Origin of the sequence: Streptomyces sp. NPDC059371 (assembly GCF_042751995.1) — a bacterium.
GTDB lineage: Bacteria > Actinomycetota > Actinomycetes > Streptomycetales > Streptomycetaceae > Streptomyces.
Genome location: NZ_JBHYXD010000068.1, coordinates 35324 through 49308, shown reverse-complemented (window position 1 = coordinate 49308; position 13985 = coordinate 35324). Strand labels below are relative to the sequence as shown.

Sequence of the window (13985 nt, the reverse complement as noted above, 5' to 3'; positions counted from 1 at the left end):
CATCCGGGCGGTGGGTGACCGGTGTGCGGAGGGGGGGTGGGGGGCCGCCGGGGGCGGGAGGCCGCCGCCCGGTCGGTACCCTCCGGGCCGCCACCGCGATGGCGGCCCGGAGAGCGGGCGGCCACCGTCGTGGCGCCCGTGTGAGCAGGCGGCCGTCGGGTCCTCCCGGGAGTGAGGAGCCGGCGGCCGCCGTCCGTTCGCCCTCAGGGGCGGTGCGGCGAGATGCCCCGGATCACTCCCAGGTTCAGCAGGTCCTGCGGCCGTACCCGGAGCTGGGCGGCCGTCGCCCGGACCTCGTCGGCGGGCCGCTTGAGGATCGCGGCCGCCGACTCCGGCGCGATGACGGAGAAGTAACTGTCCGGCGTGGCCCAGGTGTTGCCGGGAGCGGCCAGAGCCAGCGCACCGCCCGAGCCGCCCTCTCCGATCACCAGCGTGGTGACGGGCGTCCGGGCCGTGGCGACCGCCGCGAACAGGTCCGCGATCGCCGAACCGGCCCCCTGCCGCTCGGCGAGCGCGTCGTTCGCGGCGCCCGGGGTGTCCACCAGCGTCAGGACCGGGATGCCGAGCCGTCCCGCCATCCGCACCAGCCGGGCCGCCGTGCGGTATCCGGCGGGACGGGTCGGGGTCCCGCGCTGGGCGGCGTACGCGACGGTCCGCCCGTCGTGCGCGCGGCCGAAGCCGCACAGCACACCGTCGTCGGTGCCGCCGCAACGGTCGCCGCCGATCGCCGCCCGGCGGGTGAAATATGCGTCCAAGTAGGCCTCGGCGCGCGGACGTTCGGCGGACCGGGCGCGCCGCACCGCCTCCCAGCCCGTCGCGGGCGGGTCGGTCGCTTCGCCCAGCGCGGCCGGGACGGGCGCCGCCCCGACGGCGGGCCGGGTGAGCAGGTCCAGCCACAGGGCGAGCGCCTCCCGCAGCCCGTCCGTCGGTACGAGGGCGTCGACCGAGCCCGCCGCGACCTGCGCCTCGGCGGTGTACGCGGCCGGGTCCGCGTCGGGCGGGCGGACCCGGGAGCCCGCGAAGGCGACCTGGGCGCCCGGCAGTGCCAGGGTCACATCGGCGCCCGCGCCGAGCGTGGCCCAGCCCCCTCCCGTCGTCGGGTCCCGCAGCACCGCGACCTGCGCGAGCCCCGCATCCCTGACGAGTGCCGACTGCCGTGCCACCCGCTGGAGCTGGGTCAGCGCGAGCATGCCCTCCTGCATCCGGCTGCCGCCCGTGGCGACGAGCGAGACGACCGGCAGCCGGTGCGTACGGGCGTAGTCGTAGGCCGCCTCCAGACGGTCCCCGGTGCGTTCGCCGAGGGAACCGCCGAGGAAGCCGAACTCGAAGGCGACGAGGACGGCGGTGACCGGACCGAGCGGATCCCTGCCGTCGATCGTGGTGCCGAAGCTCGCCGTCCCGAACGTCGCGGTACCGCAGACGACGGACTCCTCCTCGCCGGTACGGGCCGCCGCGCGCGCCCGCGCGTCGCCGTACCCCTTCCAGGAGAGCGGGCCGTCGGGCGGGAACTCACCTTCGGGAGAGTGGAGTTCGGCGAAGCTGTCGGTGACCAGGGCGATGGCCTCGCGGGCCGAGATCCGTTCAGTCACGCGGCAGCTCCCGCTTCAGGATCTTGCCCATGTCGTTGCGGGGCAGCTCCTCCAGGAAGCGCACGGTGCGCGGCCGTTTGTGCGGGGCGAGCCGCCGGGCCACATGGTCGGCCAACTCGTCCGCGGACGGCGGCTCCTGGGGGTCGAGGGGGACGATCCAGGCCGCGACGCGCTCACCGAGGTCGGCGTCCGGCTCCCCGGCGACGGCGGCCTCGCGCACCCCGGGGTGTTCGAGGAGCGCGTTCTCGATCTCGCCCGCGCCGATCTTGTAACCGCCGCTCTTGATCAGGTCGGTGGCCTTGCGGCCGACGATACGGACCGACCCGTCGGGGTCGAGAACCGCCATGTCGCCGGTGCGGAACCAGCCGTCGGCGGTGTACGCGGCGGCGGTGGCGTCGGGCCGGTTCAGGTACTCGGTGAAGAGGTTCGGCCCGCGCACCTGGATCTCGCCCACACTCTCGCCGTCGTACGCCCCGGCCGGTGTGCCGTCGGCCTCGTACCAGGCGATCGCCGTCCCGTCCTCCTCGACGAGCCGCAGACCGACGCCGGGCAGCGGCACGCCCACCGTGCCGGGGCGGACCTCCCCGTCGGCCCGGACGCTCGTGTTCATCAGGGTCTCCGTCATGCCGTACCGCTCGACGACCCCCCGCCCGGTCGCGGCTCTGATCCGCTCGTGGTCGTGGAGGGGCAGCGCCGCCGAGCCCGACACCAGCAGCCGCGCCCCGCCCAGCGCCTTGGCGAGCCCGGGGTCCTCGCCGAGCGCCTCGGCGAGCCGGTGGTACATCGTCGGCACCCCGAACAGCATGGTCGCCCCGGCGCCCAGCTCCCTCGCCACGCCCTCCGCGCTGAACCGGCCCAGGTGCCGCACGGACCCGCCGCGCCGCAGCGGGCCCAGGATGCCGATGATCAGCCCGTGCACATGGAACAGCGGCAGGCCGTGCACCAGCACGTCGTCGCCGGTCCACTGCCAGGCGTCGGCCAGGGCGTCCAGGGTGGCGGCGATCGCCCGGCGCGGGATGACCGCGCCCTTGGGCGGGCCGGTGGTGCCGGAGGTGTAGACGATCAGGGCGGGGGCGGCGGGGTCGGTGACCGCGCCGGAGCCGGAGCCGGAGCCGGTGGCCCTCGCGCCCGCGACGCCCCCGCCCCCGGCGCCTGCCCCGCCCCCGGCCCCGGCGCCTGCCCCGGCCCCCGCGCCCGCCTCCGACTCCGCTCGGGTCGCCGACGCCTCGGCGTTCACCTCCACGTCCACGCGCTCCAGCGCCCCGAGCGGCGCGGGCAGCCGGTCGTCCGGGGCCGCGAGCACCAGGGACGGCCTGCTGTCGCCCAGGATGTGGCCGAGTTCCGTCTCCCCCGACCTCGGGTTCAGCGGCACGGCCGGCACCCCGGCGAGCAGCGCGGCGACGACACCCACGGCCGTCTCCAGGGCCGGCGTGGCCCAGACGGCGACCCTCCCGGCGCCGTCGAGCCGCGCGGCCAGTGCCTGCGCCGAGGCGGCCAGTTCCGCGTACGTCAGGGACCGATCGCCGAAGCGCAGCGCGGAGCGGTCCGCGACCGAGCCGCCCACCAGGGCCGGGAAGAGGGAGAACACGAGGACTCCTTGCCGAGAGGACTTCACCGGGAGGGACACGCTCTTCCTACACGATCGGAATCCCGGACCGGGCGGTCGGCCGCGCGATCGCGCCGAGGACGTGGAGGGGGAGCGCAGGCTCCGTAAGGATCGCCGCGAAACGGGGAACGATCGCCGGGGAACCGTGGCGTGGACGGACCCGGACACGTAGTGTCGGGCTCGCGTCACAACTTGACGAGTCAACTGCCGGGAGACCTTTGGTGAGTGAGTCCCCGCCGCACCTTCCCGAGGTCCTGCCGGACGGTGAGGAGGCGGAGCGATGACGACGAAGCCCGCCGGCTCCGTCGGAAGGTTCGTGGCGGCGTTGCGTCCGCGCGGAGCCCGCTCCGAGATGCGGGCGCTGGCGGTGGAACTCGGCCGGGTACTGCGGAGAAGGATCGATACGCCCGTCGACATGCGGGAGCTGGCGCGGGCCCTCTGCGAGGAGATGAGCCGGCGCCGGGGCGGCCGTCCGGTCCAGCTCCGCTTCGAGCGCTTCCCCGACGAGATCGAAGTCACCGGTCTGTGGATGGAGTTCAGCGACTTCGACCTCGTCGTCGTCGAGGAGCGCGCCGAGACGGTGCAGCAACTCGTCATCCTCGGGCACGAGTTGTGGCACATGAGGGAAGGCCACCGCGACCACCACGTGGACGGGGCGACGGCCGTGGCGCGCGCTGCCGTCTCGGACCGTTCCCGCTGGCACGAACCCGGACCGCGGGCGACGCCGTTCCGGCAGGAGGTCGCGCGTGCCGTCGCCGCCCGGGACGGTTCGCGTCAGGCTGACGAGGCGCAGGCCGAGGCCTTCGGCCTGCAACTGGCGAGCGTCTTCCGCTCCTGGGTGACCGGCCCCGCCGACCACGCCCCCGTCGACCCGGTGAGCCGCGCCATCGAGGCCTCCCTCGGCTACCGCAGGCCCCAGGACTGACCCGCAGACCCGCCCGAACAGACCCGGACCGCACCGGAACCCGCCCGAACAGACCCGGACCGCACCGGAACCCGCCCGGACGGACACGGACCGCACCGGAGCCCGCCCGGACGGACACGGACCGAATCGAAGTCCGCCCGGACGGGTCCTATCCGAACCGGAGTCCGGCCGGACGGGCCGCCTCGACCACATCCGCGACCACGCAGCTGATGTTGTCCGGCCCGCCCGCGTCGTTCGCCGCTCCGACCAGGGCCCGGACGGCCGTGTCGGGATCGGGCGCCGACGCCAGAAGCCGCTCGATCCCCTCGTCCGGCACGACGGTGGACAGGCCGTCCGAGCACAGCAGATAACGGTCGCCCGGCCGGACGTCCTGAAGCCGCAGATCCGGTACGGACGCGGCGCTGCCCAGCGCCCTGAGCAGCAGGGCGCGCTGCGGATGCGTGGCCGCCTCCTCCGGGGTGAGGCGGCCCTCGTCGATCATCGACTGGACCACCGTGTGGTCGTGGGTGATCCGGAACAGCCCGCCGTCGCGGAGCACATAGGCCCGGGAGTCCCCGATGTGGACGAGCGCGAGCCGGGAGCCGGTCCACACCAGGGCCGTGAGCGTGCTGCCGGTGCCGCCGCCGTCAGGCGCCCCCGCCGTGGCGTGCCGGGGCACCAGGTCCGCCACCGCCTGCGCCGCGCCCTCGACGGCGTCCTCCAGCAGGTTGAGCACGCCACCGGCCGACAGCGGCTCGTCGTCCAGGAACGTCAGGGCCCGTACGGCCGCCGTGCTCGCGGGTGCGCCGCCCGGCCCGCAGCCGTCGGCGACCGCGAGGACGCGGGCGCCCGCGTGGACGCTGTCCTGGTTCGCCTCGCGGACCAGACCGGTGTCGGTGAGAGCGGAGCAACGGAGTTCCAGCATGGTGGTTTCCTTCCCTGGGGACGGTGACAGTTGGTCCACGAGGAACGCGGCCAGATCCCGGCGGGCGGCCGTCTCGGCCTCGACCCCGGCCCAGTACGCGCCGATCTCCCGCGCGGCCGGCCCCGGTTGCAGGGCGCACACCCGCCGGATCCTGGCGAGCGGCATGCCGAGCCGCCGCAGCCACGCCACCAGCCGGGCCTGGCCGAGCTGTTCGGCCGCGTAGTAGCGGTACCCGGTCCCGGGGTCCACCCGGGCGGGGCGCAGCAGTTCCAGTTCGTCGTAGAGCCGCAGTGCCTTGGGCGACAGCCGGGAGGCCTTCGCGAAAGCCCCGATCGTCAGCATGTCCACGCGTCCACCCCATCGCTCCCGTGCCCGAGCCGAACCGGGCCGTACGCGGCTCGGATCCGGGTCCGGTTCCTCGTTCCGTCACCGATGCTGGGCCCTGCCCCTTGGTGAAGGTCAAGTGTGGCCCGGACCGGGAGCACGGGAGGTTGTTAGCCTGCGGCGGGGCCCGGGACGGCGTACCGATGGGGTGCGTCCGGGGCCGTGCGCCGGTGCCGTGCCGGTGTCGTACGAGGATGGAGTCCGTTGTGGCCCGTATCGCGCTCGTCACCTACGACCCGGGCGAGGAGCCCGGCGCGGACCGGGACCTGCCCGTGCTGAGGGGAGCCCTGGAGGACGCCGGGGCGGTGGCGGAGATCGTGCACTGGGACGATGCCGCGATCGACTGGGCGGGGTTCGACCTGGCGCTGATCCGGTCGACCTGGGACTACAGCCGGCGCGTGGCCGAGTTCGTGGGGTGGGCCGAGCGGTGCGCGGGGCTCACCCGGCTGATGAATCCGGCGCCGGTCGTGCGATGGAACACGGACAAGCGGTACCTCGGTGACCTGGCGGACGCGGGGGTGCCGGTGGTGCCGACCCGGTATCTCGCGCCCGGGGACCCGGTCGACCTGCCGGGCGGGCACGAGTTCGTCGTGAAGCCAACGGCGGGGGCGGGGGCGCGTTACGCCGCCCGGTACACGCCGAAGGAGCGGGAGACGGCCCTCGCGCAGCTCGCCCGGATGCACGCCGAAGGGCTGACCGCCATGGTCCAGCCCTACGTGACCGGCATCGACGTGCGGGGCGAGCGGGCGCTCCAGTTCTTCGGCGGACGGCTGCTGCACGCCAGTCGCAAGGGAGCAGTGCTGGAGCCGGGGACCCCCTACGACGCGGACAAGACGCCCCACCCGCGCCTGGAGGTCTGGGAGCCGACCGCGGCCGAAGTGGCCGTCGCCGAAAAGGCGTTGGCCGCCATTCCGGGAGGCGGGGACCGGGTGCTCTACGCCCGTGTCGACCTCGTCGACGGCGAGGACGGCGAGCCCCGGCTGATGGAGCTGGAACTCGTCGAGCCGAACCTCTTCCTGTGGCTGCACCCCGGGTCGCTGCCCGTCGTCGTGGACCGGATCATCGAGGCCGCCGCCCCCTGAGACTCCACGCACTGCCGGCCGGGATCCCAGAAGCCGCTACCGGCCGGGAGCCTCGGGTTGATCCGGTACGGGCCCCTTGATCCCCACCCGTTGCAGCAGCCCCCAGGTGAACTCCGCCGCGCACGCGTACGGCACGCCCGAGGCGTCGGGCGCCGTGAACGCCAGACCCCACCGGGTCGGGGCCGTGCCCTCCAGGGGCCGGACGGGGGCGAAGGCGCGGGCCACCTCGTCGACCGTGCAGCACCAGGGGGTCAGATCCTCCAGGGTCTCCAGCGCCGGGGCGGGGGCGCCCGGGGCCCGTACCAGCCATTCGTTCCAGGCGACGCCGTTCGGGGCGAGCAGGACCTCGAAGCGCAGACCGGGCCACAACGGCACAGGCCACCGCAGGGCCTCGCAGGTCAGATCGCCGATCTGGCGCTCGGACACCGACTCGGGGGCGCCGAGGACCGAGCGGTAGCGCGTGGCGGCGGAGCGGGCCCGCGGGGTGCGCAGCATCGCCTGCCAGCGCCGGTTGGCCTCGCGCATGTCGGCGACGGACACGCCCAGCTCGTGACGGGCGTCCTCGACCGGGCCGGGGTTGTGGTCGGCCATGCGGCGCAGCAGGACGAGCTGGAAGTCGAGCGGGGTGAAGGGCGTGGCGGGGCGTCTGGCCGGCATGGGCTCCATGGTCGCGCACCCGGCCCCGCAAACCATTGCCCGCCCCGGGGCGAATGACTAGCCTGTGTTCGTCATCCCGATCGTCTGTTGAAATTTCGAACAAAAGGGAGGGGGCCGGCTGTGGGACGCCTCGTACCTGCCGTGACCCGGGCTCTGGACATACTGGAGCTCTTTCTCGACGGGGACGGGACGCTCTCCGCCCCCGACATCGTGCGCAAGCTCCAGCTTCCGCGCACCACCGTGCACGAGCTGGTGACCACGCTCGCCGCCCGGTCGTACATCGTGCAGGTGCCCGGCCAGCCGGGACGCTACCGGCTCGGCGTGCGCCCGTACCAGCTCGGCAGCCGCTACGCCGAGCAGCTCGACCTCGCGGCCGAGGGCCAGCAGGTCGCCCGTTCCGTCGCCGAGACCTGCGACGAGACCGTACACGTCGCGATCCTCGAAGGCACCGATGTCATCTACATCGCGAAGGTCGACTCCACGCACGCCGTGCGCATGGTCTCGGCCGCCGGGCGCCGCCTTCCCGCGCACTGCACCTCCGTCGGCAAGATGCTCCTCGCCTCCCTCTCCGAGCCGGAGCTCACCTCACGCGTCCCGGACGACGCCGACCTCGTGGCGATGACCCCGAACAGCATCACCGAGCCGGGCGCCCTGCGCGAGGCCCTCACCGAGATCCGCCGGCGCGGGATCGCCGTCGAGAGCCGTGAGTCCAACCCGGACGTGAGCTGTGTCGCCGCCCCCGTGCGGGACCGGGCGGGACACGTCGTCGCCGCGCTCTCCATCTCCGTGCCGATGATCCGCTGGAGCGACGAGCGCCGCGCGGAACTGGAGCAGCTCGCGGTCAAGGGTGCCGAGGAGCTGTCCGAGCGGCTCGGCCACCGGAACGTGCGGTGACCGCCGTCGAGGTCGCGGTGCAGGCGCACGCGGCGCTCGGCGAGGGCCCGACCTGGGACACCAGGGCGGGGCGGCTCATCTGGGTGGACATCCTCGGCTCCCGGATCCACACCTACGACCCCGTCTCCGGCCGCCGCACGGTGCTGGCCACCGAGCAGCACGTGGGCGCGGCCAAGCCCCGCGCGGGCGGTGGCCTGGTCGTCAACCTCCGTGACGGCGTGGGTCTTTACGGTCCTGCGGGGTCCGGAGATTCCGGTGCCGGGCCGGAGGGAGCCTCGGAGCCGGCGGGAGCCGGGACCGCACCGGCCGGCGGCTCGTTCCGCTGGCTGCACCGGGAGCCCGTGCCCGGCCGGCGCGCCAACGACGCCGCCGTCGCGCCCGACGGCTCCCTGTGGTGCGGCACCATGCGCTACGACGAGGCGCCCGGCGGGGGCACGCTGTCGCGGATCGCCCCCGACGGCACGGTCCGCCCGATCCTCGACGACGTGAGCGTCAGCAACGGCACGGGCTGGAGCCCTGACGGCAGCCGTGTCTACTACATCGACTCGCCGACCCGCCGCGTCGACGTGTTCGACGTGTTCGACGTCGGGGACGATCGACTGCCCGTCGGCAGGCGTCCGTTCGTCACCGTGGAGGACGGATTCCCCGACGGTCTGACGGTGGACGCGGAGGGCTGCGTCTGGGTGGCCCTCTGGGACGGTGGGGCGGTCCGCCGCTACACACCGGACGGCACGCTGGACCGGGTGCTCGAACTGCCCGTCCGGCGCCCCACCGCCTGCGCGTTCGGCGGCGCCGACCTCACCGACCTGTACATCACCACCGCGCGTACGGGCCTCACGGCGCCGCACCCGATGTCCGGCTCCCTGCTCGTCGTCCCCGGCGCGGGCAGGGGTCTGCCGCAGCCGGATTTCGCCGGATAGCCGAACGCCCGCGCGCCCCCGCCCGGTCGACGGTCACCGGGCGGGGACGCGAGCCTTTCGGCCCCCGACGCACGTCGCGGCCACCGCCTTTCACGCGAACCCCTTTCACGCGAACCCCTTTCACGCGAACCCCTTTCACGCGAACCCTTGACGGGTAAGCGCTTCCTGTCTACGGTCCCGTTCGCCCTCGCGATCGGCATCCGACATGTCGAACGGCGTGTCGAACGGCGAGGGAAGTGCATCCCGTCCCCAGGTACCGCGAAAGGACACCATGCGCACCGCCCGCTTCGCCCTCGATCCCGCCTTCACCATCGGCGAGGTCGACCCCCGTCTCTTCGGTTCCTTCGTCGAGCACCTCGGCCGCTGCGTCTACACCGGCGTCTTCGAACCCGGCCATCCGGCGGCCGACGCCGACGGTCTGCGCACCGACGTGCTGGAGCTCGTCCGCGAGCTCGGTGTCACCGTCGTCCGCTACCCCGGCGGCAACTTCGTCTCCGGCTACGACTGGGAGGACTCGGTGGGCCCCGCCGAGGAGCGGCCCCGCCGGCTGGACCTCGCCTGGCGGTCCACCGAGACCAACCGCTTCGGGCTCAGCGAGTTCATCGGCTTCGTGCGGAAGATCGGCCCGCGCGCCGAGCCGATGATGGCCGTCAACCTCGGCACCCGCGGGGTCGCCGAGGCCCTGGCACTCCTGGAGTACGCCAACCACCCCTCGGGGACCGCCCGTTCCGAACAGCGGATCGCGCACGGCGACAAGGACCCCTTCGGCATCCGGCTGTGGTGCCTCGGCAACGAGATGGACGGCCCCTGGCAGACCGGCCACAAGAGCGCGGCGGAATACGGCCGGCTCGCCGCCGAGACGGCCCGCGCGATGCGGCAGATCGAGCCCGGCCTCGAACTCGTCGCCTGCGGCTCGTCCGGCCAGGGCATGTCCACCTTCGCCGCGTGGGAGGCGACGGTCCTCGCCGAGACGTACGAACTCGTCGACCACATCTCCCTGCACGCCTACTACGAGGAGACCGACGGCGACCGGGACTCGTTCCTCGCCTCCGCCGTCGACACCGAGTCGTTCATCGAGAACGTGATCGCGACCTGCGACCACGTGGGCGCCCGGCTGAAGTCCAAGAAGAAGATCAGCCTGTCCTTCGACGAGTGGAACGTCTGGTACCAGAGCCGGCCCGACCCGCACCCGGTCCAGGACTGGCAGGAGGCCCCGCGCCTGCTGGAGGACGTCTACACCGTCACGGACGCGGTCGTCCTCGGCTCGCTGCTCATCGCGCTGCTGCGGCACGCGGACCGGGTGGCCGTCGCCTGCCTCGCCCAGCTCGTCAACGTCATCGCGCCGATCATGACCGAACCGGGCGGCCCGGCCTGGCGGCAGACGACGTTCCACCCGTTCGCGCAGGCCTCCGCCCACGGGCGCGGGCAGGTCCTCGACGTCCGGGTGGACTCACCGACGTACGAGACCCGCAAGTACGGCGAGGTGGACCTGCTGCACGCCACCGCGGTACGCGCCGAGGACGGCTCGGTCACCGTCTTCGCCGTCAACCGCAGCCGGACCGAGCCGCTGCCGCTCGAAGTCGCCCTCCGGCGGACGGGGGTGACGACGGTCGTCGAGCACAGCGCGCTCGCCGACGCCGACCCGGACGCCGTCAACAGCCGGCACGACCAGGAGCGGGTCACCCCCCACCCGGTCGAGGGGACCACGCTCCGGGACGGCACGCTCAGCGCCGTCCTGGAGCCGCTGTCCTGGAACGTGATCAGGCTCGCCTAGGGCTCCCTTCCCTGCGCGCTCCCGGGGCCGGGGGAGGCGACCGGTGTCACCGGTACTCCTCCGGCCGTGCTGCCCAGCAGCGTCAGTTCCACCCGGCCGGGCCCCGCGGGCGTGGTCCCGTCGGACAGCACCGCGAGGGCCAGTGTGTTGTGCCCCCGGGTGCGCAGCACCCCGTTGGGGAGGACGAACGTGTGCTGTGGGCCCACGTCGTTGATGTACTGGCCCATGTTCCAGCCGTTCAGGAAGATCTGGACACGATAGGCGCGGGCCGGATCGTCCGTGAGGGTGAGCCCGATCGACGCGTCCACCCCGCTGTCCACACCGAGCCGGAAGCCGGTGCGGTACCAGGTGACGCCCTGGCGCGGCTCGGCGCGCGGGAAGTCGACGGTCCCCCAGCCGCCGTCCGCGAAACCCGGCAGATGCCAGCCGTGGCGTTCCCCGTGCAGACCTCCGGTGTTGAGCGGTCCGCGCACCGGGTCGGGGGCCCCCTCGCCCTGGAGGCGCCAGCTGACCGCCGGGGAGGCCCCGGCGAAGGTGACGGCCGTCAGGCCCCGGGCCGCCTTGTGCGTGTCGTCGGCCCTGCCGTCCTCGTCGTGCTGCATCCGCCGGACCAGGACGGACAGCACATGGGAACGCCGCTCCCGCGGCCGGACGGGGAAGGTGGCGGTGGCCGCCCAGGTGCCCTTGCGCACGGTCGTCTTGTCCGGCACCGGCATCCGGTGCGTGCCGAGCGGTTCGCCGTCCAGCCAGGCCATCAACAGCCCCTGGGTACCGGCGACATAGGCCAGGGAGACGGAGTCCGCGTCGCCCGCGTCCGCGAAGTGCCCCCGGTACCAGACGTCTCCGTAGTGAAAGCCGTAGTCGTCGGCGAACAGCACGGGCTGCCCGGCGGGTACCGGCGTGACGCTGTACGAGGTCGTCCGGTCCGCCGGCCGCCACGCCGTGTCGTCGTGATCGGGAGCCGCCTCGGGGTTCTCCTCGGCCCGGCGCCAGCCGGTGAGCGCGGGCAGCCGCACCCGGCCCGGTCCGGCCAGCGGCCGCTCGGCCCGCAGACTCCCGGAGGAGGTGGCGTGGGCCGTCAACGCGCGCTCGTTCCAGACGAGTTCGGTCATCCCGCGCGGCCCCCACACCTCCAGGTCCGCCGGCCCCGCCGTGTCGCCGGTGAGACGTACGGTCGTACCGCGCAGGACGGCCGTGCGCAGCAGTGCCGGGCCGCGCACCAGCACCGGACCCGACGGGGTGTCGTGGCGCCACAGCAGGCGGGAGCTCTCGTCGTCGGCGAACAGCAGCAGGAGGGGAGCCGTGACCCCGCCGCCCTCCACCCGGACCCGGGTGATGCCGTCGAGGACGGCGTCGACGCGCAGGACCCCGTCCTCGTAGCCGTACCCGGCGTCCCCGTCGAGCACGGTGACCTTCGGCTCGCTCGTCGCCTCCAGACAGGTGCGCGTCGACTCGCCCGTCCGGCCTGTGAACACGGCGATGTCCTGCCGTCCCGCGGCCAGCCACAGCATCGGCTGGGCGGTGGACCAGCTCAGCTTCCGGCGCCCCAGGGCGATCCCGGCGGCGAGCAGCCGCGCGTCGAGGCCGGGCACCGGCACCTCGACACTCGCTCCGGCGAGCGCCACGGTCGCGACGGCGTCGGAGGCGGAGTCGTTGCGCAGCACGTGGAAGCGCGCCTTGGTGTCCGGATTGACCAGGTGGTACGCCTTGATGCCGGGGCCCGCCCCCATGTCGTCGCCGGGGAGCGGTTCGGCGCGGTCGAGCTTGGCCAGATCGGGCACCGACTGCAGCAGCCGGCCGATCTGGTGCATCGGGACGAGCTTGCCGGTCGGCTGCCGCGCCTCGTCGATGGCGGCCCCGTAGTCGTACGACGTGTAGACGATCGGCGCGGGCAGCCAGCCCCAGGAGGTGCCGCCGAAGGTCATGTAGACGTTGTGGAGCGTGATGCCGTTGGCGAGGTTGGTGAGGTAGAAGCGCCGCTCGTAGGCCGCGTCGCGGGTCCGGCGGGACTCGGCGTATCCGCGGCCGTCGAACTCGGCGCCGCCCCACGGGTCGAACCAGCCGCCGCCGAACTCCGGGATGAACCCGGGGGTGTCCGGGCTGGCGGTCGAGCCGCCCTTCATGCCGCCGGGGCCGAAGTACCCCCAGTCCGGCGGTGTCTTGAAGGGGGAGGGATAGCCGTCGAAGCCGTACAGGTAACGCCCGCGCTCGCCGCCGGTGTCGAAGGTGCCGGGGGCCCAGTGGCCGTTCCTGCCCTTGTCGTTGTGGAAGAGGGGGACGTCGATGCCGTCGGCCCGCACCTTGGCGTACAGGTGCGCCATGTAGTCGCGGCCCGCGGGCTCGGTCACATGGTTGTCGTACTCGTTCTCGAGCTGGTAGAGGACGATCGTGCCGCCGCCGTCGGTGTGGAGGTGGCGGGCGGCGATGCGGTCGACGGCGGTCAGCCAGGCGTCGACGTGCTGGAGATAGGTGGGGTCGGAGGTGCGGGCGACGCCGGGGGTGGCCGTCAGCCAGCCGGGGAAGCCGCCCGCGTCGACCTCGGCGTTGATGTATGGGCCGGGGCGCAGGATGACGTACAGCCCGGTCTCGGCGGCGGTGCGCAGGAAGAGGTCGAGGTCGCGGACCCCGGTGAAGTCGTGCTCCCCGGGTGCGGGGGAGTGGTAGTTCCAGGCGACGTAGACGCTGACCGCGTTGTAGCCGTGGGCCCGCATCTTCTGCAGGACGTCCCGCCACAGGGAGGGGCTGGGCAGCCGGAAGGGGTGGAACTCGCCCGACCAGAACACCAGACGCCTGCCGTCGATCAGCATCGAGTAGCGGTCGAAGCCGACCGTGTGTCTGCGGCCGTCGGCCGTGGGCTGCGCGGGTGCGGGTCCTGTGGGTGCGAGGGGCGCCCTTCCGGCCGCGCACGCCTCGTCGCTCCCGCTGCCGCTCAGCGAGAGGCCGAGGGCGGCGGTACCGGCGAGTGCGCTGAAGGTACGTCTGCTCAACACCATGCGGGTTCTCCCGGGGGACGGCGACGGGGGTCCCCCCCCGCCGCCCGGTGGGCTCCGGGAACCGGCGGAAGGTGCGGCCATTGTCCACACGAGCAGGTCATTTGATGGTCGTATGACGATCCCGGCGCGGGGGGATTACCCGGTATGGCCGTGGCCGGGGGGGGGCCGCGGGTGGGCGGGCCGCCCCCCCCGCCCGGGGGGGGGAGGTGGGGGGGAGCTCGTCGCGACCCCGAGCGGCGGCGTGGCGGGGTGGGCCG

At 73.9% G+C, this 13985-nt stretch carries 10 protein-coding genes; 5 read left to right on the top strand and 5 right to left on the bottom strand.

The features are described from left to right. Positions 1-203: 203 nt before the first annotated feature. Both ACFXGX_RS29920 and ACFXGX_RS29915 read right to left on the bottom strand, forming a co-directional pair. A complete protein-coding gene (locus ACFXGX_RS29920) occupies positions 204-1589 on the bottom strand; it encodes a carboxyl transferase domain-containing protein (RefSeq protein ID WP_384796988.1) in 1386 nt (461 codons plus the stop codon). Further along, positions 1582-3177, bottom strand: a complete 1596-nt coding sequence (locus ACFXGX_RS29915) for an acyl-CoA synthetase (protein WP_384796985.1) — start codon at positions 3175-3177, stop codon at positions 1582-1584. The genes ACFXGX_RS29920 and ACFXGX_RS29915 overlap by 8 nt, the downstream gene beginning before the upstream one ends. Before the next feature lie 298 nt (positions 3178-3475). Here ACFXGX_RS29915 and ACFXGX_RS29910 point away from each other — a divergent pair, with 298 nt between their 5' ends. Further along, on the top strand, positions 3476-4120 hold the full coding sequence (locus tag ACFXGX_RS29910; RefSeq protein WP_384796982.1) for a toxin-antitoxin system, toxin component: 645 nt from the start codon (positions 3476-3478) through the stop codon (positions 4118-4120). A gap of 148 nt (positions 4121-4268) precedes the next feature. Here the strand turns inward: ACFXGX_RS29910 and ACFXGX_RS29905 are convergent, their stop codons facing one another. Next, the gene (locus ACFXGX_RS29905; RefSeq protein WP_384796996.1) at positions 4269-5366 is read right to left on the bottom strand and encodes a MerR family transcriptional regulator; all 1098 of its coding nucleotides are present in this window, start codon (positions 5364-5366) and stop codon (positions 4269-4271) included. 236 nt (positions 5367-5602) lie between these two features. Here ACFXGX_RS29905 and ACFXGX_RS29900 point away from each other — a divergent pair, with 236 nt between their 5' ends. Next, on the top strand, positions 5603-6490 hold the full coding sequence (locus ACFXGX_RS29900) for a hypothetical protein (RefSeq protein ID WP_384796979.1): 888 nt from the start codon (positions 5603-5605) through the stop codon (positions 6488-6490). Between the two features lie 36 nt (positions 6491-6526). On the opposite strand, the gene ACFXGX_RS29895 is transcribed toward ACFXGX_RS29900, so the two are convergent. Continuing rightward, a complete protein-coding gene (locus ACFXGX_RS29895; RefSeq protein ID WP_384796976.1) occupies positions 6527-7156 on the bottom strand; it encodes a hypothetical protein in 630 nt (209 codons plus the stop codon). Between the two features lie 111 nt (positions 7157-7267). Between ACFXGX_RS29895 and ACFXGX_RS29890 the strand changes: the two genes are divergently transcribed. The 3 genes from ACFXGX_RS29890 (at position 7268) to ACFXGX_RS29880 (ending at position 10735) form a co-directional block, all read left to right on the top strand. Next, complete coding sequence (locus ACFXGX_RS29890) at positions 7268-8041, top strand: IclR family transcriptional regulator (RefSeq protein WP_384796973.1); 774 nt, start codon at positions 7268-7270, stop codon at positions 8039-8041. Then, positions 8038-8961 carry an SMP-30/gluconolactonase/LRE family protein gene (locus ACFXGX_RS29885; protein ID WP_384796971.1) on the top strand — a complete coding sequence of 308 codons (924 nt, stop codon included), beginning with the start codon at positions 8038-8040 and terminating at the stop codon, positions 8959-8961. Before ACFXGX_RS29890 ends, ACFXGX_RS29885 begins: the two co-directional genes overlap by 4 nt. A 271-nt stretch (positions 8962-9232) precedes the next feature. Then, complete coding sequence (locus ACFXGX_RS29880; RefSeq protein ID WP_384796968.1) at positions 9233-10735, top strand: alpha-N-arabinofuranosidase; 1503 nt, start codon at positions 9233-9235, stop codon at positions 10733-10735. On the opposite strand, the gene ACFXGX_RS29875 is transcribed toward ACFXGX_RS29880, so the two are convergent. Further along, a complete protein-coding gene (locus ACFXGX_RS29875) occupies positions 10732-13728 on the bottom strand; it encodes a beta-galactosidase (protein WP_384796965.1) in 2997 nt (998 codons plus the stop codon). The two genes, ACFXGX_RS29880 and ACFXGX_RS29875, sit on opposite strands and share 4 nt — an antisense overlap. Positions 13729-13985: the final 257 nt, after the last annotated feature.

Excerpts from the sequence above, each read along its gene's own strand:
- ACFXGX_RS29910 (WP_384796982.1), top strand. The coding sequence starts at position 3,476 with ATGACGACGAAGCCCGCCGGCTCCGTCGGAAGGTTCGTGGCGGCGTTG.
- ACFXGX_RS29905 (WP_384796996.1), bottom strand. The coding sequence starts at position 5,366 with ATGCTGACGATCGGGGCTTTCGCGAAGGCCTCCCGGCTGTCGCCCAAG.
- ACFXGX_RS29900 (WP_384796979.1), top strand. The coding sequence starts at position 5,603 with ATGGAGTCCGTTGTGGCCCGTATCGCGCTCGTCACCTACGACCCGGGC.
- ACFXGX_RS29895 (WP_384796976.1), bottom strand. The coding sequence starts at position 7,156 with ATGGAGCCCATGCCGGCCAGACGCCCCGCCACGCCCTTCACCCCGCTC.
- ACFXGX_RS29880 (WP_384796968.1), top strand. The coding sequence starts at position 9,233 with ATGCGCACCGCCCGCTTCGCCCTCGATCCCGCCTTCACCATCGGCGAG.
- ACFXGX_RS29875 (WP_384796965.1), bottom strand. The coding sequence starts at position 13,728 with ATGGTGTTGAGCAGACGTACCTTCAGCGCACTCGCCGGTACCGCCGCC.